18 protein-coding genes and 1 tRNA gene are annotated in these 20,034 nt (G+C 66.1%); 12 read left to right on the forward strand and 7 right to left on the reverse strand.

From position 1 onward, the window contains the following. Nucleotides 1-5: 5 nt before the first annotated feature. Complete coding sequence (queA, locus tag ACYJP6_RS06235; protein WP_459474177.1) at nucleotides 6-1,049, reverse strand: tRNA preQ1(34) S-adenosylmethionine ribosyltransferase-isomerase QueA; 1,044 nt, start codon at nucleotides 1,047-1,049, stop codon at nucleotides 6-8. A 106-nt stretch (nucleotides 1,050-1,155) separates the two neighbouring features. Between queA and ACYJP6_RS06240 the strand changes: the two genes are divergently transcribed. Next, nucleotides 1,156-1,240 (forward strand) — tRNA-Leu (locus tag ACYJP6_RS06240). 718 nt (nucleotides 1,241-1,958) lie between these two features. Beyond that, entirely contained in the window at nucleotides 1,959-2,288 is a 330-nt protein-coding gene (locus ACYJP6_RS06245) for a hypothetical protein (RefSeq protein ID WP_459474178.1), read from the forward strand. A gap of 139 nt (nucleotides 2,289-2,427) precedes the next feature. Here ACYJP6_RS06245 and ACYJP6_RS06250 read toward each other — a convergent pair whose 3' ends face one another. Then, the gene (locus ACYJP6_RS06250) at nucleotides 2,428-2,757 is read right to left on the reverse strand and encodes a DHCW motif cupin fold protein (protein ID WP_459474179.1); all 330 of its coding nucleotides are present in this window, start codon (nucleotides 2,755-2,757) and stop codon (nucleotides 2,428-2,430) included. 261 nt (nucleotides 2,758-3,018) lie between these two features. Here ACYJP6_RS06250 and ACYJP6_RS06255 point away from each other — a divergent pair, with 261 nt between their 5' ends. The 3 genes from ACYJP6_RS06255 (at nucleotide 3,019) to ACYJP6_RS06265 (ending at nucleotide 4,114) form a co-directional block, all read left to right on the forward strand. After that, a complete protein-coding gene (locus ACYJP6_RS06255; RefSeq protein ID WP_459474180.1) occupies nucleotides 3,019-3,189 on the forward strand; it encodes a hypothetical protein in 171 nt (56 codons plus the stop codon). A gap of 35 nt (nucleotides 3,190-3,224) precedes the next feature. Beyond that, nucleotides 3,225-3,692, forward strand: a complete 468-nt coding sequence (locus tag ACYJP6_RS06260; protein WP_459474181.1) for a hypothetical protein — start codon at nucleotides 3,225-3,227, stop codon at nucleotides 3,690-3,692. A gap of 101 nt (nucleotides 3,693-3,793) precedes the next feature. Next, nucleotides 3,794-4,114 carry a hypothetical protein gene (locus ACYJP6_RS06265; protein WP_459474182.1) on the forward strand — a complete coding sequence of 107 codons (321 nt, stop codon included), beginning with the start codon at nucleotides 3,794-3,796 and terminating at the stop codon, nucleotides 4,112-4,114. A gap of 69 nt (nucleotides 4,115-4,183) precedes the next feature. Here ACYJP6_RS06265 and lptG read toward each other — a convergent pair whose 3' ends face one another. Continuing rightward, nucleotides 4,184-5,245: an LPS export ABC transporter permease LptG gene (gene lptG / locus ACYJP6_RS06270; RefSeq protein WP_459474183.1), complete on the reverse strand. Its 1,062-nt coding sequence runs from the start codon at nucleotides 5,243-5,245 to the stop codon at nucleotides 4,184-4,186. Next, the gene (gene lptF, locus ACYJP6_RS06275; protein WP_459474184.1) at nucleotides 5,242-6,354 is read right to left on the reverse strand and encodes an LPS export ABC transporter permease LptF; all 1,113 of its coding nucleotides are present in this window, start codon (nucleotides 6,352-6,354) and stop codon (nucleotides 5,242-5,244) included. The genes lptG and lptF overlap by 4 nt, the downstream gene beginning before the upstream one ends. A 171-nt stretch (nucleotides 6,355-6,525) precedes the next feature. Between lptF and ACYJP6_RS06280 the strand changes: the two genes are divergently transcribed. From ACYJP6_RS06280 to ACYJP6_RS06305, 6 genes are all read left to right on the forward strand, one after another. Then, a complete protein-coding gene (locus tag ACYJP6_RS06280) occupies nucleotides 6,526-8,025 on the forward strand; it encodes a leucyl aminopeptidase (RefSeq protein ID WP_459474185.1) in 1,500 nt (499 codons plus the stop codon). Nucleotides 8,026-8,095: 70 nt separating this feature from the next. Then, a complete protein-coding gene (locus ACYJP6_RS06285; protein WP_459474186.1) occupies nucleotides 8,096-8,524 on the forward strand; it encodes a DNA polymerase III subunit chi in 429 nt (142 codons plus the stop codon). Nucleotides 8,525-8,529: 5 nt separating this feature from the next. After that, nucleotides 8,530-8,892, forward strand: a complete 363-nt coding sequence (locus tag ACYJP6_RS06290; RefSeq protein ID WP_459474187.1) for a hypothetical protein — start codon at nucleotides 8,530-8,532, stop codon at nucleotides 8,890-8,892. Nucleotides 8,893-8,978: 86 nt separating this feature from the next. Further along, entirely contained in the window at nucleotides 8,979-11,810 is a 2,832-nt protein-coding gene (locus tag ACYJP6_RS06295) for a valine--tRNA ligase (RefSeq protein ID WP_459474188.1), read from the forward strand. A gap of 46 nt (nucleotides 11,811-11,856) precedes the next feature. Further along, a complete protein-coding gene (locus ACYJP6_RS06300; protein ID WP_459474189.1) occupies nucleotides 11,857-12,318 on the forward strand; it encodes a hypothetical protein in 462 nt (153 codons plus the stop codon). 14 nt (nucleotides 12,319-12,332) lie between these two features. Beyond that, nucleotides 12,333-12,629: a winged helix-turn-helix domain-containing protein gene (locus tag ACYJP6_RS06305; RefSeq protein WP_459474190.1), complete on the forward strand. Its 297-nt coding sequence runs from the start codon at nucleotides 12,333-12,335 to the stop codon at nucleotides 12,627-12,629. A gap of 191 nt (nucleotides 12,630-12,820) precedes the next feature. Here ACYJP6_RS06305 and ACYJP6_RS06310 read toward each other — a convergent pair whose 3' ends face one another. After that, nucleotides 12,821-13,135, reverse strand: a complete 315-nt coding sequence (locus ACYJP6_RS06310) for an NGG1p interacting factor NIF3 (protein ID WP_459474191.1) — start codon at nucleotides 13,133-13,135, stop codon at nucleotides 12,821-12,823. A 147-nt stretch (nucleotides 13,136-13,282) separates the two neighbouring features. Then, a complete protein-coding gene (gene purL / locus ACYJP6_RS06315) occupies nucleotides 13,283-17,182 on the reverse strand; it encodes a phosphoribosylformylglycinamidine synthase (protein ID WP_459474192.1) in 3,900 nt (1,299 codons plus the stop codon). A gap of 316 nt (nucleotides 17,183-17,498) precedes the next feature. Between purL and mltF the strand changes: the two genes are divergently transcribed. Then, the gene (mltF, locus tag ACYJP6_RS06320) at nucleotides 17,499-18,983 is read left to right on the forward strand and encodes a membrane-bound lytic murein transglycosylase MltF (RefSeq protein WP_459474193.1); all 1,485 of its coding nucleotides are present in this window, start codon (nucleotides 17,499-17,501) and stop codon (nucleotides 18,981-18,983) included. A 265-nt stretch (nucleotides 18,984-19,248) separates the two neighbouring features. Here the strand turns inward: mltF and tcdA are convergent, their stop codons facing one another. Next, on the reverse strand, nucleotides 19,249-20,034 hold the full coding sequence (tcdA, locus tag ACYJP6_RS06325; RefSeq protein WP_459474194.1) for a tRNA cyclic N6-threonylcarbamoyladenosine(37) synthase TcdA: 786 nt from the start codon (nucleotides 20,032-20,034) through the stop codon (nucleotides 19,249-19,251).

Consider the following 20,034-nt stretch of genomic DNA (forward strand, 5'->3'; position numbering starts at 1 on the left):
TCATATCAGCTCTCCGGACCCTGGGCCCCGGGATTGCGGGTGATGAACATGGCGTCGCCATAACTGAAGAAGCGATAGCCCTCGGCCACGGCCGTCGCGTAGGCGGCCATGGTCTCGCGGTAGCCGGCGAAGGCCGACACCAGCATCAGCAGGGTCGATTCGGGCAAATGGAAATTGGTCACCAGCGCATCGACCACGTGGAAGGGCCGGCCGGGATAGAGAAAGATGTCCGTCTCCCCGGCGAAGGCCTTGAGCTCGCCGTCACGGGCCGCGCTCTCCAGCGAGCGCACGCTGGTGGTGCCGACCGCGATCACCCGGCCGCCACGCGCCCGGCAGGCGGCCACGGCATCCACCACGGCCTGGTCGACCTGCAGCCACTCGCGGTGCATGTGGTGGTCTTCGATCTTTTCCACCCGCACCGGCTGGAAGGTGCCGGCGCCGACGTGCAGGGTGACGAAGGCGGTCGCCACGCCCTTGGCGCGGATGGCCTGGAGCAGCGGCTCATCGAAGTGCAGCCCGGCGGTGGGCGCCGCCACGGCACCGGCGTTGCGCGCATAGACGGTCTGGTAGCGCTCGCGATCCTCGGCCTCGTCGGGCCGGTCGATGTAGGGCGGCAGCGGCATGTGGCCAACCCGCTCCAGCAGCGGCAGCACGGGTTCGGCGAATCTCAGCTCGAACAGGGCATCATGCCGCGCCACCATCTCGGCCTCGGCGCCACCGTCGATAAGGAGGCGACTACCCGGCTTGGGCGACTTGCTGGAGCGCACGTGGGCCAGCACCCGCTCCTCGTCCAGCACTCGCTCGACCAGGATCTCCAGCTTGCCGCCGCTGGCCTTCTGGCCGAACAGCCGCGCCGGGATCACCCGGGTGTCGTTGAACACCATCAGGTCGCCCGGCTGCAGATAGCCCAGGAGATCGGCGAAGTGGCGATGGCTCAACTCACCGCTGGGGCCGTCGAGCACCAGCAATCGACTGCCGCGGCGCTCGGCCAGCGGATGACGGGCGATGAGGGATTCGGGAAGGTCGAAATGGAAGTCGGCGACGTGCATGGCAGGTAGATCTCGAAAGGCCGCACAGCTTACCGGAAGCGGCCTTTTTCACCAACGCACTTTGGATTGACCGGGCCTGCGACCATCCCTATACTCCGCCGCCATTGCCCCGGTGGCGGAACCGGTAGACGCGGCGGATTCAAAATCCGTTTCCGAAAGGAGTGGGAGTTCGAGTCTCCCCCGGGGCACCAAGCATTACTTTCCGTGCATCTTCTCTGCTTCACGGAAGCCAAAAAGCCGCCTCAAGGGGCGGTTTTTTGTGTCTAGCGCCCCCTCTCCGCCTGCGATCTATTGCGAATGCCGCTGAAACATTAGACTTCAGTCGGTGAATTCGCTGGATAGGACGATATCTGCTTTACCGGCTCCTGCAGCTGCGACACTTTGAATTCATGCGAGCAGATAAGCAGCTGTGCCGAGGCGAAACTCCAACTGCAGTAGTGCCTATCCCCATAGGACGGTGACCGCCATGGAGTGCCCTATGAGGCGATCTGCAGATAGATCTAATGTCGCCTTAGAGTCTGCCAAGCTTGTGCTAACCATACTTTTGGGCTTGCCATTATCAGCTTGCACCTTTGCTATCCCTGCCTGGCAGCAAGGCCCATATGGAGAAGGCTACAGGGCAGGTTGTACTGCTGGTGAAGGCCCGGGCCAAATTAGTGATCGGGACGGCATTGCCCGAACACATTTACAGGCCGAGTATTTCAACGGGTGGACCGCTGGCTTTAAAGCTTGTCGAGCGAGGAAGGCAGACGACCAGCGCTGGAAGTCAGAATGTCTTGCCCGGCTCAATAAGCAGCAACGCAAGGAGGCCAATGCCTGGGACTGCAATCCAGATCAACGACTCCGGATCAACTAAAGCCAGCCGGCCGAATGCCGATACCCTGATGATCACAGAGCAAGGAAGCCTGTATGCGACACCTCCTGACCAGTTCGGTCACCCTCTTTTTGAGCGCTCCGGTCTTGGCCGAAGACACCACGCTCGCCCAGACCGCCAATGCTATTCGCCCGGCTGTTGAAGCGGCGACGAGCCACACTCAGAAATCCATCCTCCAGACTTGGGCCGCAGGCAAAGGTCCGCTGGCAGACGGCGCTAAACGGGCGCTCGCCCAGGTAGAGCGCCAGGAGCTTATCGATAACCGCAGGCCTCGTCGCTCCATGCAGGCGTGCATCAAGCCAGGTAGCGTGATCGATGATGATGTGAAGGAGTGCATGGAGGGGCTAAGAGACAAACAGTGGTAGCCCTGGCAGGATCGGAAGTTAGCGTCTTCCCAAGGACATCAAGCATCACACTTCCTGTATCCCTTAAGCGTTAAGGACTCCCTTGAAAAACGTCTTTCAAAGACGTGCCTAACGCCCCTTAGAAGCCCCGATACGAGCCTCAATCCACGACGAAAAATTTTGCGCCCGTAGCGGTCGAGGATCGGTGCGCCTCTGCATTGTCGGCCACCTGATAGCTCATGCCGGCAGTCAGCGTGAAGAGGCGACCATCGGCCAGCTCGGTGTCCAGTCGGCCGTCCACGCAAAGCAGAATATGGCCTTTGCTACACCAGTGATCGGCGAGGTAACCCGCGTTGTACTCGATCATGCGCACGCGTACTGCGCCAAACCGGCAGGTACGCCAAAGGGCTGACCCGGTTTCTCCAGGATGGACCCCAGGTTCGATCTTCGACCAATCGGTGGTCCCGAATGGAATGTCGTTGAGTTGCATGGTTGGCCTCGACCAGACATGAGAAGGCCATGCTACCCAGGTCGTAAGCCGACAAAGAGCTACAGATCGGACGGATTTCTCCGATACTCACGGAAATAGCGTGTCGCCCATCCGCTGTTGTCCTTGCCGGCTCCTGGACATCACCCTTCGCCTGGCAAAATCGCTCTGCGATACAGTCGTTGTACCCGGGAACGCGCCGGCCTCTTTTTCGTACCGGCTCCTGATCGCCACGCCCGTTCCACTCCCGAGGAGGAATGCCTGTTGAAATCGCTACTTCTGGGCCTCGCCCTGCTGCTGACCGGCTGCAACCATTACAGCGATGCCGGCCCGCTCTGCGAGCCCAGTCCGCTGAGCGGCGAGGACTGCAAGAAGCGTCAGCCGGTCGGCAACTACCTGATGGATAAATATCGGGAATGGCAGCGTTACCAGTAGGCTGGCGCCTGCCCGAGATTTGCCGAGACCAAAAGATGCGCCTATGCCCTCGCCTGCTAATTGCACTGCTGCTGACCCTGGGTGGCTGCGCCGTGCAGCGACCGGTCGACCTGGCCGATCAAGGTGGCGAGTGGGGCCGCTCGCCCAGCTGGACGCTGCAGGCGCGGTTGCACAGCGCCCTCTATGGCTGCGAACTGCTGGTGCTCAACGGCAACAACGCGCGGCTGGCCGGCGAACAGGGGCGGCTGCCAGCGTTCCACCAGCAACTGGACGCCTGCCAGGCGCAGGCCCTGACCACGGCAGCCAGCGCCACGGGGCAGCTACCGGCCGGGCAAGACGCTGATCTGCGCAATGCCCAGCAGCTTTACCTCGTGGCCTGGCGGGATTATCTCGGCAGCCTCAGCATCGAGCATCCCGCCGACCTGCAGCGCAAGCAGTCTTACCTTGAGGCGCGCGCGGCACTACTGGAAACGGCTACCAGAGCGCCAGGGCGTCGGCCTTGAGGCCTGGGTCACGACCGCACAGCCAGCTGACAGTCGGCAGCTGAATCCCTGGGGCAAAGCGTGCAATAGTAAGACTCCGATACGGACGCGAGACCTTGCGCATGGAAACGCTCTCTCCCCTCTCCCAGGTGGCGGTCAAGGACCTGGAAACGGCCCAGACCGCAGCTCGCTTTTCCCCCGACTTCATCGACCGCCTGCTCTCCCGATGCGAGACGCGCATCGGCGAGATGGAGGAGTGTCCCGACATGAGTCCGGATCTACGGCTGATCCACATGCAGAACGTCGACCTGCTGGTGCGGACGGTGGTGGGCGAATGCCGTCATCGCGATCAGATCCGCCGGGTGCAGCGGATCCTCAGCTTCTGCGAGGCGCACGCCGACTGGTTGCAGCTGCCGCTGGCGGCGAGCAAGGGCGCCGCCTAGCGGCTGAACGAGAAGCGCCGGTGTGCGGCGACTTCCCGGACAGCATCCAGCGGTGGGCGCCGACGGGCCCTAACCGGCCCGTCGCAGCAATAGCACCCCTGCCACGGCGCAGAGCAGTGCCGGTGCCAGCACCGCCAGCAGCGGCGAGAAGCCGAACACCAGGCTGGAGGGGCCAAGCAGGTCCTGGAAGATCCGCAGGGCGAAGCCGATGATCACGCCGGTGAAGATGCGCTGGCCCAGGGTCACCGAACGCAGCGGCCCGAAGATGAAGGAGATCGCCATCAGCACCAGGGCAGCGGTCACCAGCGGCTGGAAGATCTTCGACCAGAAGGCCAGCCAGTAGCTCTTGTTGCTCAGCCCCTGGTCGGCCAGGTAGTGGATGTACCACCACAGCCCGGAGATGGAAAGCGCATCCGGCTCCATGATCACGGTGTCGAGCACCTGCGGGGTGAGTTCGACGTTCCAGATCACCTTGGGCTCCTGGCGGACACTGGTCTGCCGATCGCCGAAGTCGGTGATGCTGACGTTCTCCAGCTCCCAGTGGTCGCCACGATAGATGCCGCGCTGGGCGAAGCTGGATTGCAGCAGGTGCCGCTGGTCATCGAATTCGTAGCGCGTCACGCCCAGCAGCAGGCCGTTGGGTTGCACGGCGTTGACGTGGGTGTACTCATGCCCCTGGCGGTGCCAGAGGCCATGGCGGGAGCTCTGCGCCTTGCCGGCGCTCTGCGCCAGGGCGCGCCCGCTCTGGGCCAGGTTCTCCGACCAGGGCGCGACGTATTCGCCGACCAGGATGCCGGCGATGAGCAGCACGAACATCGGCTTCATCACCGCCCAGACGATGCGCCCGAGGGAGACGCCGGCCGCACGCATCACGATCAGTTCGCTGCTGCTGGCCAGGGTGCCCAGGCCGATCAGGCAGCCGATGAGCGCGGCCATGGGCAGCATCTCGTAGGCGCGGCGCGGGGTGGTGAGCAGGACGAACTTGAGCGCTTCGGCGACGCCATAGTTGTCGTCGAAATCGCCGAGCTGGTCGATGAAGGCGAACAGCAGGGCCAGGCCGACGATCACCCCCAGCACCGCGAGGATGCTGACGAAAACGGTGCGACCTATATACCAGTCGAGCTTGTTCATGCCGCCACCTCCGGCTTGCGACCGCGCAGACGCGCCTTGAGCGGCTCCCAGAAGGCCAGCAGCAGGCCGAGCACCAGGAACAGCAGGTGCACGCCCCAGAGGCCGATGGCCGGCGGCAGGCGACCCTTGTCCAGGGCACCCCGGGCGGCGATCAGCAGCGACAGGTAGGCCATGTACAGCAGGATCGCCGGCAGCAGCTTGAGGAAGCGGCCCTGGCGCGGATTGACCTTGGCCAGGGGCACGGCGATGAGGGTGACGATGAAGACCAGGATTGGCAGCGACAGCCGCCACTGCAGCTCCCCGCGGTACTGCAGGTCGTTGCTGCGCATCAGCTCGCCGGTGGTCACGGCATCACGCTCGCTGATGTCCTCGCTGACCTCGGGCTTGGGCAGCAGGACGCCGTAGGTGTCGTACTGCACGGCCCGGTAGTCGGCCTGCCCAGGTACGCCGTCGTAGCGGAAGCCGTTCTGCAGGATCAGGTAGCGACTGCCATCGGGATGGATTTCCTGGCGCCCGGTATCGGCCACCAGCACGCCCACGCCGCGATCCTTGCCGCCCACGGTGGAGGTGTTGCGCTCGGAAATGAAGACGCCGCCCAGCTGGCTGCGATCCGCCGAGAGGCGCTCGGTGTAGGTGACCCGCGAGTTGTCCCGCAGCGACTGGAAGCGGCCGGGTTCGAGGGTGTCGAATTCGGTCATGGCGTCCTGCTGGTTGAGGATGGCGGTGACCTTCTGCACGCCCAGGGGCGCCAGCGACAGGCTCAGCCAGGCCACCACCACGGCGACCACCGCCGCCGGCGCCATGCTGTAGGCCAGCAGGCGGCGCGGGCTCAGGCCGGTAGCGGTGAGCACGGTCATCTCGCTGTCCAGGTAGAGGCGCCCGTAGGCCAGCAGGAAACCGAGGAAGAGGCCCAGCGGCAGGATCAGCTGCAGGAAGCCGGGAATCCGGTAGGCCATGATCAGCAGCAGCACGCCCGGATCCAGCAGGCCCTGGGCCGCCTGGGCCAGGTACTTGATGAAGCGGCCGCTCATGATGATCACCAGCAGCACGGCACTGACCGCGCCGAGGGTGGTGAGAACTTCTCGAGACAGATAGCGGAAGACGATCAAACAGGATTCTCCAGGGTTGTCAGGCTCTGGCGCGAACGCTCACACTAGCTCGGCTGCATGGCTTGCGTCGCAAGGCCCACCCGTTGAAGGCCGATCGCCGGGAAAGGCCCTGGCGAAAGCCCCGCATTATATCCTGCGAACTCATGTGTTTGTCTTGGGGAGCTTCTCCTAATGGAATTCGTCGTCAAAAACGCTCGTCCGGAAACCCTGAAAACCGCCACCCTGGTCGTGGCCGTCGGTGAAGGCGGCGCGCTCGACGCGGCGGCCGGCGCCGTCGACGTCGCCACCGCCGGCGCCCTGAGCGCGGCGGTCAAGCGCGGCGACATCGCCGGCAAGGCCGGGCAGACCCTGCTGCTGACCAACCTGCCCGGCATCAAGGCCGAGCGCGTGCTGCTGGTGGGTAGCGGTGCCGCCGAAGGCCTCTCCGATCGCCAGTACCGCAAGCTGGCCAGTGGCGCCCTGGGCGTGCTCAAGAGCCTGGGCGGCAGCGACGCCGCCATCGCCCTCGGCGATGTACCAATCAAGAACCGTGACGGCTATGCCCGCCTGCGCCTGCTGGCCGAGACCCTGGCCGATGGCGACTACGTGTTCGACCGCTTCAAGAGCAAGAAGGCCGATCCGCGCCCGCTGAAGAAGCTGACCCTGGTCACCACCAAGGCCTCCCAACCGGACGCCGAGCGCGCCCTGGCCCATGCCCTGGCGATCACCCATGGCACCGCCTACGCCAAGGACTTCGGCAACCTGCCGCCGAACATCTGCAATCCGATCTACGTGGCCGACCAGGCCAAGGCCCTGGGCAAGCAGTTCAAGGAAGCCGGTCTGTCCGTCGAGGTGCTCGACGAAAAGAAAATGCGTGAACTGGGCATGGGCTCCTTCCTTGCCGTGGCCCAGGGCAGCGCCCAGCCGCCGCGCCTGGTGGTGCTGCAGTACAAGGGCGGCGCCAAGAACGCCCAGCCCTATACCCTGGTGGGCAAGGGCATCACCTTCGACACCGGCGGCATCAGCATCAAGCCCTCCGCCGGCATGGACGAGATGAAGTACGACATGTGCGGCGCCGCCAGCGTCCTGGGCACCTTCCGCGCCCTGGTAGAGCTCAAGCCGGCGATCAACGTGGTCGGCCTGCTGGCCCTAGCCGAGAACATGCCGAGTGGCACCGCCACCCGTCCGGGTGACATCGTCACCAGCATGAGTGGCCAGACCATCGAGATCCTCAACACCGACGCCGAAGGCCGCCTGGTGCTGTGCGACACCCTCACCTACGCCGAGCGCTTCCAGCCCAAGGCGGTGATCGACATCGCCACCCTCACCGGTGCCTGCATCACCGCCCTGGGTTCGCTGGTCTCCGGCCTGATGGGCAACGACGACGCCCTGATCGACCAGGTCAAGCAGGCCGGCGACCGGGCCGACGACCGCGTCTGGCAACTGCCGCTGCACGACGAGTACCAGGAGCAACTGGACAGCCCCTTCGCCGACATGGCCAACATCGGCGGCCCCAAGGCGGGCACCATCACCGCCGGCTGCTTCCTGTCGCGCTATGCCAAGGCCTACCCCTGGGTCCACCTGGACGTGGCCGGTACCGCCTGGATCAGCGGTGGCAAGGACAAGGCCGCCACTGGTCGTCCGGTGCCGCTGCTGGTGCAGTACCTGCTCGACCGCAGTACCGAGGCCTAAGCCTCTACCCAAGGCCGCGACGCCCTCACGTCGCGGCCTTGCCGCTTCCCTCCCCTCTTCGTGATCCGCCATGACCCGTGTCGATTTCTATGTCCTGCCCTCCACCGATCCCGCGGCGCGGCTGGCGTTCGCCTGTCGGCTGGTGGACAAGGCCTGGAAGCAGGGCATGCCGGTCTATGTGCACTGCGCCGACGCCGAGCAGCGCCAACGCCTGGACGAGCAGCTGTGGGCCTTCCGCCCCGACAGCTTCATCCCCCACGACCTGGCGGAAACCGCCACCGACAGCCCGGTCGTGCTGGGATTGACCACGCCCGCCGACCAGCGCGGCGAGCTGCTGATCAATCTCAGCCTCGCCCCGCCGCCCTGCCATGCGGGTTTCGCCCGGGTCGCCGAAGTGGTCGTCGAGGCCCCGGAGGTACGCCAGGCGATGCGCGAGAGTTTTCGTTTCTACCGCAAGCTTGGCTATGCTCTACAGGATCATCAGTTGTCACGCGTGTGATACCCATGACCAGCGCCAAGCCTCCCGCCCACGTCCTGCAAGACCTCGAAGCCATCCGCCAGGTGCTCGACAAGAGCCGTAACGCTGTCCAGCCGAGCAGCGCCGATGGCATTCCCATCCTCTCCGACGTCATCGCCCCCAGCGCCGAACGCCTCAAGGCCATCCCGCCGCTGCTCGACCAGATCGTGCCGGACGCCATCGAGGACGTGACGCCCAGCGCGCCCCACGAAGACCTGGTCCACGTCCGCCTGCGCCAGGAAGCGCCGGCCATCCTCCAGGAGCTGCTCGACGAGCAGCTGCCCCAGCTGGAAGCCGAGCTGCAGCGCCGGCTGGCGCAACGTCTGGAAGAGCTGCTGCAGCATCCCTGACCCGGGGCGCCAAGGCGCCCTGCCGTCGGCGGGCTGGAGTCGCTATACTCGGAGGCTTTCCTCTTCCAGCGACAAAAGCCCCCTCCATGGACAAGACCTACCAGCCGCACGCCATCGAAACCTCCTGGTACCAGACCTGGGAACGCCAGGGCTACTTCGCGCCCCAGGGGTCGGGCGAGCCCTACACCATCATGATCCCGCCGCCGAACGTGACCGGCAGCCTGCACATGGGCCATGGCTTCAACAACGCCATCATGGACGCCCTGATCCGCTTCCGCCGCATGCAGGGCCGCAACACCCTCTGGCAGCCGGGCACCGACCACGCCGGCATCGCCACCCAGATGCTGGTGGAGCGCCGCATCGGCGCCGAGGGCCTGTCGCGCCACGACCTGGGCCGGGAGAAGTTCCTGGAGAAGGTCTGGGAATGGAAGAACGAATCCGGTGGCAACATCAGCCGGCAGATCCGCCGCCTGGGCTCCTCGGTGGACTGGTCGCGCGAGCGCTTCACCATGGACGACGGCCTCTCCGAGGCGGTCAAGGAAGCCTTCGTGCGCCTGCACGAGGACGGCCTGATCTACCGCGGCAAGCGCCTGGTCAACTGGGACACCAAGCTGCACACCGCCATTTCCGATCTGGAAGTAGAGAGCCATGACGAGAAGGGCCACCTCTGGCACCTGCGCTACCCCCTGGCGGACGGTGCCCGCACCGCCGAGGGCGCGGATCACCTGGTGGTCGCCACCACCCGTCCCGAGACCCTGCTGGGCGACGCCTCCGTGGCCGTGCACCCGGAAGACCCGCGTTACAAGGACCTGATCGGCCAGTACGTCGAGCTGCCCCTGGTGGGCCGCCGCATTCCCATCGTCGGCGACGACTACTGCGACCCCGAATTCGGCACCGGCTGCGTCAAGATCACCCCGGCCCACGACTTCAACGACTATGAAGTCGGCAAGCGACACAACCTGCCGCTGATCAACGTCTTCGACGCCGACGCGGCCATTCTGCCCGGCGCCCAGGTGTTCAACCTGGACGGCAGCGTCAACGGCATGTTCGACGCCACCCTCCCCGCCGCCTATGCCGGCCTGGACCGCTTCGAGGCGCGCAAGCGCATCGTCGCCGACCTGGACGCGGCCGGGCGCCTGGAGAAGATCGAGGATCACGCCCTCAAGGTGCCCAAGGGCGACCGTTCCGGCACCGTGATCGAGCCCTGGCTGACCGACCAGTGGTACGTCTCCACCAAGCCCCTGGCCGACAAGGCCATCGCCGTGGTCGAGAGCGGCGAGGTGCAGTTCGTGCCCAAGCAGTACGAGAACATGTACTTCAGCTGGATGCGCGACATCCAGGACTGGTGCATCAGCCGCCAGCTCTGGTGGGGCCATCGCATTCCCGCCTGGTACGACCAGGCCGGCAACGTCTACGTCGGTCGCGACGAGGCCGAGGTGCGTGCCAAGCACGACCTGGGTGACATCGTCCTGCGCCAGGACGACGATGTGCTGGACACCTGGTTCAGCTCCGGTCTGTGGACCTTCTCCACCCTCGGCTGGCCCGAGCAGACCGAGGCGCTGAAGACCTTCCACCCCACCGACGTGCTGGTCACCGGCTTCGACATCATCTTCTTCTGGGTCGCCCGGATGATCATGCTGTCCACCCACCTGACCGGGCAGATCCCCTTCAAGACCGTCTATGTCCACGGCCTGGTGCGGGATGGCCAGGGCCAGAAGATGTCCAAGTCCAAGGGCAACGTGCTCGATCCGCTGGACATCGTCGACGGCATCGACCTGGATACCCTGCTGCAAAAGCGTACCAGTGGCCTGATGCAGCCCAAGCTGGCGGAGAAGATCGCCAAGCAGACCCGCGCCGAATTCCCGGACGGCATCGCCAGCTACGGCACCGACGCCCTGAGATTCACCTTCTGCTCCCTGGCCACCACCGGCCGCGACATCAAGTTCGACATGGGTCGCGTCGAGGGCTATCGCAACTTCTGCAACAAGCTGTGGAATGCGGCGAACTTCGTCATGGAGAACGTCGAGGGCCAGGACACCGGCGTCAACGACGAGCCCGTCGAGCTGTCCTCGGTGGATCGCTGGATCATCTCCCAGCTGCAGCGCACCGAGGCCGAGGTGACCCGTCAGCTCGACGCCTTCCGCTTCGACCTGGCCACCCAGGCGCTCTACGAATTCGTCTGGGACGAGTACTGCGCCTGGTACCTGGAGCTGGTCAAGCCGGTGCTGTGGGACGAGAACGCCTCCGTGGAGCGTCAGCGCGGCACCCGCCGTACCCTGGCGCGGGTGCTGGAAGTGGTGCTGCGCCTGGCGCACCCCTTCATGCCCTTCATCACCGAGGAAATCTGGCAGCGCCTCAAAGCGCCCGCCGGCGTCCAGGGCGAGACTCTGATGCTGCAGCCCTGGCCGGTGGCCAACGAGGCGCGTATCGACGTCGCCGCCGAAGGCGACATCGAGTGGGTCAAGGCGCTGATGCTGGGCGTGCGGCAGATCCGCGGCGAGATGAAGATCTCCATGGCCAAGCGCATCGACATCATCGTCGCCAACGCCAGTGCCGAGGACCAGCGCCGCCTGGCCGACTTCGAGCCGCTGCTGAACAAGCTGGCCAAGCTGGAATCGGTCCGCGTGCTGGCCGCCGGCGAAGAAGCACCGATGTCCGCCACCACCCTGGTCGGCGAGATGGAAGTGCTGGTGCCCATGGCCGGGCTGATCGACAAGGACGCCGAACTGGCACGCCTGGACAAGGAGATCGCCCGCCTGGACGGTGAGGTCAAGCGGGTCGGCGGCAAGCTGGCCAACGAAGGCTTCGTCGCCAAGGCCCCGGCCGAGGTGCTGGAGAAGGAGCGCGCCAAGCTGGCCGAGGCCGAACAGGCCCTGGCCAAGCTGGTGGAGCAGCGCGAGAAGATCGCCACCCTGTAAGCCATGCAGGCCCGCCCTCTGGCGGGCCTTGTTCTTTCATAAGGACATGAAAGACATGCCCATCGAGTTGCGTTTCGAATCCCGTCTGGCCGTGAGCCCCACTCAAGCCTGGCAGTGGATCACCGAGGTGGCGCTGCTGCGCGAGGAGATGCATCCCTGGCTGCGCATGAGCGTGCCCGCTGGCGTGCGCACGCTGGCGGATCTCGCCTTCCAGCCTGGCGTGCCGCTGTTCACCAGTCGCCTCTGGCTGTTCGGTGTCCTGCCCCTGGGCACGTCGCGCCTGACCCTGAGTGAGCTCGTGCCCCATGTCGGCTTCATCGAAGAGTCGCCCATGACCGGCATGCGCCTGTGGCGCCACGAGCGTCGCCTCGAGGCGCGGGACGCCAGCGGCACCTGGATCATCGATCGCCTAACCGTCGAGCCACTGTTCGGCGCGCCCGTGGTACGGCTGTTCCTGCGTCTGTTCTTCGCCAGTCGCCACCGGGTACTGCACCGTCGCATCCCCTGAAAACCGGAGTTTCCATGGACGTCAGCAAGACCAAGACCAGCTTCTACCGCCGTCTCTATGTGGCCTGGCTGGTGGCCAGCGGTACCGCCACCAGCGTGCCGGCCCTGATGGCGGCTACCGGCATGCCGCGGCGTACCGCCCAGGACACCCTACTGGCGCTGGCCGATCTGGATATCGACTGCCAGTTCGTGCAGGGCGAAGGTGCCCGCAACAATGCCGGTGGCTACGAGATCCGTGACTGGGGTGCGGTGGACCCGCGCTGGGTCGAGCGGGAGCTGCCGCGGCTCAAGACGGTGCTCGGCTATCCCTGAGCGCTAGATTCTGTACGAAAATGCCTACGCTCGGTGATGCTTCGTTGAAAAAGGCCTGGGTCGCCAGCCCGGTCGGAATGCTCATTTACCGCTCGTAAACCCGAGCGCGGGCCCGATCCGCTTCCTCAGCTTTTTTCGCGGGGCCGCCTAGGCCTCGCCTGACCTTCGCTCGGCGACTTTTCGTACAGAACCTAGAAATGCAGCACCTGCACGACGTCATAGGCGGGCGTCTCGTAGGGATGCGCCCTCTTTAGCGCCGCCACGGCCTGGCGGGCAATCTGTTCGTCGGCCAGCACCAGCTCCACCCGCCACTCAACGACCTGTTCGAGACTGCCCTGCTCGCCCAGGTGAGGCTGGCTGCCTGCTAGCGGGCGGAACTGGCCGAGGCCCTGGACCTGCCAGCAGCAGCTGTCATAGCGGCCGATGCGGCCGCCGCCGGCGGCGAAGATCGCCTGCTTGACGGTTTCCAGGTGGGAGTCGGGGACGTAGAAGCAGAGTTTGAACATGCTGGTGGCTCTCTGGCTGGTGGCCCTCACCCCAGCCCTCTCCCGGAGGGAGAGGGGGTAAGAGCGCTGTGGCAGATGTCGGGGGGCCCGCCACGAGCCAACTCTCCCCACCTATAGGCAAGGAGAGTTGGCTAGACACCGAAGCCCTTAGTCCACCCACACCCGCGCATTGCGGAACAGGCGCATCCAGCCACCGTCCTCGCCCTGCCAGTCGGCCGGGATCCAGGAGTTCTGCACGGCGCGGAAGCAGCGCTCGGGGTGCGGCATCATCAAGAGCACGCGACCGTCCTGGCTGGACAGACCGGTGATGCCCAGCGGCGAGCCGTTGGGGTTGGCCGGGTAGGTCTCGGTGACCTTGCTGTGGCCGTCGACGTAGCGCAGCGCCACGGTGCCGGACACATCAGCCGCGACCAGCGCCTGCTGGTTCGGGTATTCGGCAAAGCCTTCGCCGTGGGCGATGGCGATGGGCAGCCGCGACCCGGCCATGCCGGCGAGGAACAGCGAGGGCGAATCCTGTACCTGGACCATGGCCACCCGCGCCTCGAACTGCTCGGAGCGGTTGCGCACGAAGCGTGGCCAGAAGTCGCTGCCGGGCACCAGCTCGCGCAGGTTGGCGACCATCTGGCAGCCGTTGCACACGCCCAGGGTGAAGGTGTCGGTGCGCTCGAAGAACTGCTGGAAGCCGTCACGGGCACGGGCGTTGAACAGGATGGACTTGGCCCAGCCACCGCCGGCGCCGAGGACGTCGCCATAGGAGAAGCCGCCACAGGCCACCACGCCCTTGAAGTCCGCCAGGTCGATGCGCCCGGAGAGGATGTCGCTCATGTGCACGTCGATGGCCGAGAAGCCGGCGCGATCGAAGGCCGCGCCCATCTCCACCTGGCCATTGACGCCCTGCTCACGGAGGATGGCCACCTGCGGGCGCACGCCCTTCTTGATGTATGGCGCGCTGATGTTCTCGTTGGGATCGTAGGACAGCTTGGCCGACAGGCCCGGGTGATCCTCTTCCAGCAGGGCGTCGAATTCCTGCTTGGCGCACTCGGCGTTGTCGCGCAGGCGCTGGATCTGGAAGCTGGTCTCGCTCCACAGACGCTGCAGCATGCGGCGCTCGGCGCGATAGAGGTGCTCGTCGTTGAAGTGGATGTTGATCTCGTAGCCGTTGACCGGGTTGCCGATCACCGCCACGCAGTCTTCCAGGCCGGCGGCGCTGAACTGGGCCAGCACCTCGTGGGTGAAGTCCTGGGGCACCTGGATGACGGCGCCCAGCTCCTCGGCGAACAGCGCACGGGTCAGCTCGTCGCGGTCAGCGGCCAGGGCGTCCAGGCGCAGGGCCAGGCCGCAGTGACCGGCGAAGGCCATTTCCACCAGGGTGGTGATGAGGCCGCCGTCGGAACGGTCGTGGTAAGCCAACAGCAGGCCGTCCTGGTTGAGGCCCTGGATCACGGCGAAGAAGGCCTTGAGGTCTTCGGCCTGGTCGACGTCGGGAGCCGCCTGGCCGAGCTTGCCGTGGGTCTGGGCGAGGATGGAGCCGCCCAGGCGATTCTGGCCACGGCCCAGGTCGATGAGGATCAGGTCGGTCTGGCCCTTGTCCAGACGCAGCTGGGGGGTCAGGGTGCGACGGATGTCCTGCACCGGGGCGAAGCCGGTGATCACCAGCGACAGCGGCGCGGTGACGCTCTTGTCTTCGTCCCCATCCTGCCAGCGGGTCTTCATGGACATGGAGTCCTTGCCCACCGGGATGGTGATGCCCAGCTGCGGACACAGCTCCATGCCCACCGCCTTGACGGTTTCATAGAGGCGCGCGTCTTCGCCCGGGTGACCGGCGGCGGCCATCCAGTTGGCGGAGAGCTTGATGTCGCCGAGCTTCTCGATGCGTGCGGCGGCCAGGTTGGTGACCGTCTCGCCGATGGCCATGCGGCCCGAGGCGGGAGCGTCGAGCAGGGCCAGCGGGGTGCGCTCGCCCATGGCCATGGCTTCGCCGGTGAAGACGTCGAAGCTGGTGGCGGTGACGGCGCAGTCGGCCACCGGCACCTGCCAGGGGCCGACCATCTGGTCGCGGGCGACCAGGCCGGTGATGGTGCGGTCGCCGATGGTGATCAGGAAGCTCTTGCTGGCCACCGCCGGATGGCGCAGCACGCGCTCCACCGACTCGGTCAGGTCCAGGCCGGCGCCGTCGAAAGCATCGCCCAGTTCGTCTTCACGGGTCACGCTGCGGTGCATGCGCGGCGGCTTGCCGAGCAGCACTTCCAGCGGCATGTCGACGGCATTGTTGCCGAAGTGGCTGTCGGCCACGGTCAGCTGGCGCTCCTCGGTGGCCTCGCCGACCACGGCGAAGGGGCAGCGCTCGCGCTCGCAGATGGCCTTGAAGGTCTCGAAGTTCTCGGCGTCCACGGAGAGCACGTAGCGCTCCTGGGACTCGTTGCACCAGATCTCCAGCGGGCTCATGCCCGGCTCGTCGTTGGGCACGTTGCGCAGTTCGAAACGGCCACCACGACCGGCGTCGTTGACCAGCTCGGGGAAGGCGTTGGACAGGCCGCCCGCACCGACGTCGTGGATGAAGGTGATGGGGTTGTTTTCACCCAGCTGCCAGCAACGGTCGATGACCTCCTGGCAGCGGCGCTCCATTTCCGGGTTCTCGCGCTGCACCGAGGCGAAATCCAGGTCGGCGGAGCTGGCACCGGTGGACATGGACGAGGCCGCGCCACCGCCCAGGCCGATCAGCATGGCCGGGCCGCCCAGCACGATGAGCTTGCCGCCCACCGAGATGTCGCCCTTCTGCACGTGGTCGGCGCGGATGTTGCCCAGGCCGCCGGCGAGCATGATCGGCTTGTGGTAGCCGCGCACCTCGGGACCGCGGGGGGTCTCGACCTGCTGTTCGAAGGTGCGGAAGTAGCCGGCCAGGGCCGGACGGCCGAATTCGTTGTTGAAGGCGGCGCCGCCGAGCGGGCCCTCGATCATGATGTCCAGCGGGGTGACGATGCGCTCGGGCTTGCCGTAGGGCTGCTCCCAGGGCTGCTCGAAACCGGGGATGTTCAGGTTGGAGACGGTGAAGCCGGTCAGGCCAGCCTTGGGCTTGGAGCCACGACCGGTGGCGCCTTCGTCGCGGATCTCGCCGCCGGAGCCGGTGGAGGCGCCGGGGAAGGGCGCGATGGCGGTCGGGTGGTTGTGGGTCTCCACCTTCATCAGGATGTGCACGGGCTGGCTGTGCGCCCCGTACTCGCGGGACTCGGCGTCGGGGTAGAAGCGCCCGGCGGTGAAGCCTTCCATGACCGCGGCGTTGTCCTTGTAGGCGGACAGCACGCCGGTGCGGTTCATCTCGTAGGTGTTCTTGATCATGCCGAACAGGGACTTCTCCTGGCTCTCGCCGTCGATGTCCCAGCTGGCATTGAAGATCTTGTGCCGGCAGTGCTCGGAGTTGGCCTGGGCGAACATCATGAGTTCGACGTCGTGGGGATTGCGCCCCAGGGCGGTGAAGCTCTTCACCAGGTAGTCGATCTCGTCCTCGGCCAGGGCCAGGCCCAGTTCGAGGTTGGCGCGTTCCAGGGCGACGCGACCGCCGCCGAGCACGTCCACCGCGGTGAGCGGCTTGGGCGTGGCATGGCTGAAGATGTCGGCGGCGGCGTCCAGGGTCGGCAGCACGCGCTGGGTCATGCGGTCATGCAGGGCCGCGGCCAGCTGTGCGTGGGCGGCGGCATCCAGCTCGCCGGCGACGTAGTAGGCCACGCCGCGCTCCAGGCGCTCGATCTGCGCCAGGCCACAGTTGTGGGCGATGTCGGTGGCCTTGCTCGACCAGGGCGAGATGGTGCCCAGACGGGGTACGATGAGGAACAGCGCGCCGCTGGGCTGCTGCTGGGGGACGCTGGGGCCGTATTGCAGCAGTCGGCCGAGGATGCCCTCTTCCTCCGCGCTCAGGGTGCCGGCAACTTCGGCGAAATGGACGAACTCGGCATAGAGCCCGGAGACACCGGGAACCAGGCGAGTCAGCTGGTCGAGCAGTTTGCCGTGACGGAACGAAGAAAGAGCGGGAGCGCCGCGCAGGATCAGCATCGGGGACAGCCTCGGGGCCAAGTCACTTTGGGGCCGTGCATTCTAGCCTAAAGGCGCGCTCGGGACACCTTCTGGCGACGAGGGTTCATACAGCCTTACCACCAACCTTGTATGTATAAAATGGGCGCTCTGCCACTTCTCGCGTATACTGCGCGCCGAGACGGCCTGCCGCGCCCCATGGACGCGGCTCCCCATTGGGCTCAGGATAGAGCCCTTGGCCGGACCGGTGGCGCGGAGCGTCCCGACGATAACGAGTGCCCGGAGGGGCCGACCGATGAGGCGCGTCAGCAAGGCGCCAGTGCCGTTTTGATGCCGTATGGCCGAGCTAGCCCATTTGAATAAAGCCTTCAAGCGATTCGCCTGGCTTACCCTGCCCTTCCTCGCCTTGCTCATGAGCTGCGGGGAGGCCGACGTGCCTGCGCCGCCCCCGCCGACCGCCCTGGAAAAGGTGCAGCAGGCTGGCGTGCTGCGCGTGGTGACGCGCAACAGCCCGGCAACCTACTTCCAGGACCGCAACGGCGAGACCGGCTTCGAGTATGAGCTGGTCAAGGGCTTCGCCGAATCGCTCAAGGTGCGCCTGGAAATCAGCACCGCCGACAACCTCGACGACCTCTTCAATCGCCTGACCGCCCCGGACGGCCCGGTGATCGCCGCGGCCGGACTCACGCCCTCGGCCAATCGCCAGGACCTGAAGTTCTCCCGCAGCTATCTGGACGTGGTGCCCCAGGTCATCTACCGCAACGGCACCGTCCGCCCCAGCACGCCCAAGGACCTGGTCGGCAAGCGCATCCTGGTGCTCAAGGGCAGCAGCCAGGCCCAGCAGCTCAAGGCGCTGCAGGCCCAGGTGCCGGGCCTCGCCTTCGACGAATCCGACCAGGTGGAGGTCAGCGACCTGCTGCGCATGGTCGACGAGGGCCAGATCGACCTGACCCTGGTGGATTCCAACGAGCTGGCCATGAACCAGGTCTATTTCCCCAACGTGCGGGTGGCCTTCGACCTGGGCGACAACCAGGGCCAGGCTTGGGCGCTGCAGCCCGGTGCGGACAACAGCCTGCTCGACGCGGTCAACGCCTACCTCGACAAGGTCCGCCGCGACGGCACCCTGCAACAGCTCAAGGAGCGCTACTACGGGCATGTCGACGTGCTCGGCTACGTCGGCGCCTACACCTTCGCCCAGCACCTGCAGGAACGCCTGCCCAAGTACGAGAAGCACTTTCGCAAGGTGGCGCAGAAGCATCAGCTGGACTGGCGCCTGCTCGCCGCCATGGGCTACCAGGAATCGCTGTGGACGGCGGACGCCACCTCCAAGACCGGGGTGCGCGGCCTGATGATGCTGACCAACAACACCGCCCAGGCCATGGGCGTCGCCAACCGCCTGGACCCCGAGCAGAGCATCACCGGCGGCGCCAAGTATTTCGACCAGATCCGCGACGAACTGCCGGACAGCATCAAGGAGCCGGACCGCACCTGGTTCGCCCTGGCCACCTACAACATCGGTATCGCCCACCTGCTCGACGCCCGCCGCCTGGCCGAATCCCAGGGTCTGGACCCGGATCGCTGGCTGGACGTGAAGAAGATGCTGCCGCGCCTGGCGCAGAAGCAGTGGTACAGCAAGACCCGCTACGGCTACGCCCGCGGCGGCGAGACGGTGGAATTCGTGCAGAACGTCCGCCGTTACTACGACATCCTCACCTGGACCACCCAGCCGCAGATGGAAGGCCAGCAACTGGCCAAGACCGGCCTGCACGTCCCCGCCATCGCCGACGACCGCCCCGCCCGGGAAACGCCGCAGGATATGTAGAGAGAGACGTGCCCTCGTTCGCCCGATGCGCCAGTACCGCCCCCTCTCCCTCCGGGAGAGGGCTGGGGTGAGGGCCGCCTCGCTCGAACCCTCGTAGCGTGGAAAACCGCGCAGCGTTTTCCACTGGCAACCCGGCACCTCCCGCGTGGACAAGGCTGCGCCGTTGTCCACCCTACGCCCCCGCGGGTGCCTTCACGCCCAACATGGCTGGCTCGATCGGGGCACCGTTGGGCTTCGCTGCGCTCAACCCAACCGACGAAATGCGCTAGCCCTTGGGCTTCTGGATCAACTTGTCCACGGCACGGGCGGCGGCGACCATGCCGAAGGTGGCGGTGACCATCATCACCGCGCCGAAGCCACCCGCGCAGTCCAGGCGCACGCCTTCGCCGACGAAGCTCTTCTGCTGGCAGACGCTGCCATCCGGCTTGGGATAGCGCAGCTGTTCGGTGGAGAAAACGCAGGGCACGCTGTAGTAGCGGCTGGGATTGCGCGAGAAGCCGTAGTCGCGACGCAGCAGCGAGCGCACCCGCGAGGCCAGGGGGTCGTTGTAGGTGCGATTGAGGTCCACCACCTGGATCTGGGTGGGATCGATCTGGCCGCCGGCGCCGCCGGTGGTGACGATGGCGATCTTGCGTCTCTTGCACCAGGCGATCAGCGCCGCCTTGGAAGCCACGCTGTCGATGCAGTCCAGCACCAGGTCGAGATCCTCGGTGATGTAGTCAGCCATGGTCTCGCGGGTGACGAAGTCCGCCACCGCCCTGACCGCGCAGGCCGGGTTGATGGCCTGGATGCGCTCGGCCATCACCGTGACCTTGGGCCGCCCCACCTGCCCGTCCAGGGCGTGCACCTGGCGATTGGTATTGCTGACGCAGACGTCGTCCAGGTCGAACAGGCTGATGCGCCCGACCCCGCTACGGGCCAGGGCCTCGGCAGCCCAGGAGCCCACCCCGCCGATACCGACCACGGCGACGTGGCTGGCGGCCAGGCGTTCGACCGCCTCCTGCCCATAGAGCCGGGCAATCCCGCCGAAGCGTTGTTCATCGAACGTCAT

It is taken from the genome of Pseudomonas sp. No.117, from assembly GCF_054558395.1.

Coding starts and splice junctions, on each gene's coding strand:
- queA (WP_459474177.1), bottom strand. CDS start 1,049: ATGCACGTCGCCGACTTCCATTTCGACCTTCCCGAATCCCTCATCGCC.
- ACYJP6_RS06245 (WP_459474178.1), top strand. CDS start 1,959: ATGCGACACCTCCTGACCAGTTCGGTCACCCTCTTTTTGAGCGCTCCG.
- ACYJP6_RS06250 (WP_459474179.1), bottom strand. CDS start 2,757: ATGCAACTCAACGACATTCCATTCGGGACCACCGATTGGTCGAAGATC.
- ACYJP6_RS06260 (WP_459474181.1), top strand. CDS start 3,225: ATGCGCCTATGCCCTCGCCTGCTAATTGCACTGCTGCTGACCCTGGGT.
- ACYJP6_RS06265 (WP_459474182.1), top strand. CDS start 3,794: ATGGAAACGCTCTCTCCCCTCTCCCAGGTGGCGGTCAAGGACCTGGAA.
- lptG (WP_459474183.1), bottom strand. CDS start 5,245: ATGAACAAGCTCGACTGGTATATAGGTCGCACCGTTTTCGTCAGCATC.
- ACYJP6_RS06280 (WP_459474185.1), top strand. CDS start 6,526: ATGGAATTCGTCGTCAAAAACGCTCGTCCGGAAACCCTGAAAACCGCC.
- ACYJP6_RS06285 (WP_459474186.1), top strand. CDS start 8,096: ATGACCCGTGTCGATTTCTATGTCCTGCCCTCCACCGATCCCGCGGCG.
- ACYJP6_RS06290 (WP_459474187.1), top strand. CDS start 8,530: ATGACCAGCGCCAAGCCTCCCGCCCACGTCCTGCAAGACCTCGAAGCC.
- ACYJP6_RS06295 (WP_459474188.1), top strand. CDS start 8,979: ATGGACAAGACCTACCAGCCGCACGCCATCGAAACCTCCTGGTACCAG.
- ACYJP6_RS06300 (WP_459474189.1), top strand. CDS start 11,857: ATGAAAGACATGCCCATCGAGTTGCGTTTCGAATCCCGTCTGGCCGTG.
- ACYJP6_RS06305 (WP_459474190.1), top strand. CDS start 12,333: ATGGACGTCAGCAAGACCAAGACCAGCTTCTACCGCCGTCTCTATGTG.
- ACYJP6_RS06310 (WP_459474191.1), bottom strand. CDS start 13,135: ATGTTCAAACTCTGCTTCTACGTCCCCGACTCCCACCTGGAAACCGTC.
- purL (WP_459474192.1), bottom strand. CDS start 17,182: ATGCTGATCCTGCGCGGCGCTCCCGCTCTTTCTTCGTTCCGTCACGGC.
- mltF (WP_459474193.1), top strand. CDS start 17,499: ATGGCCGAGCTAGCCCATTTGAATAAAGCCTTCAAGCGATTCGCCTGG.
- tcdA (WP_459474194.1), bottom strand. CDS start 20,034: ATGACGTTCGATGAACAACGCTTCGGCGGGATTGCCCGGCTCTATGGG.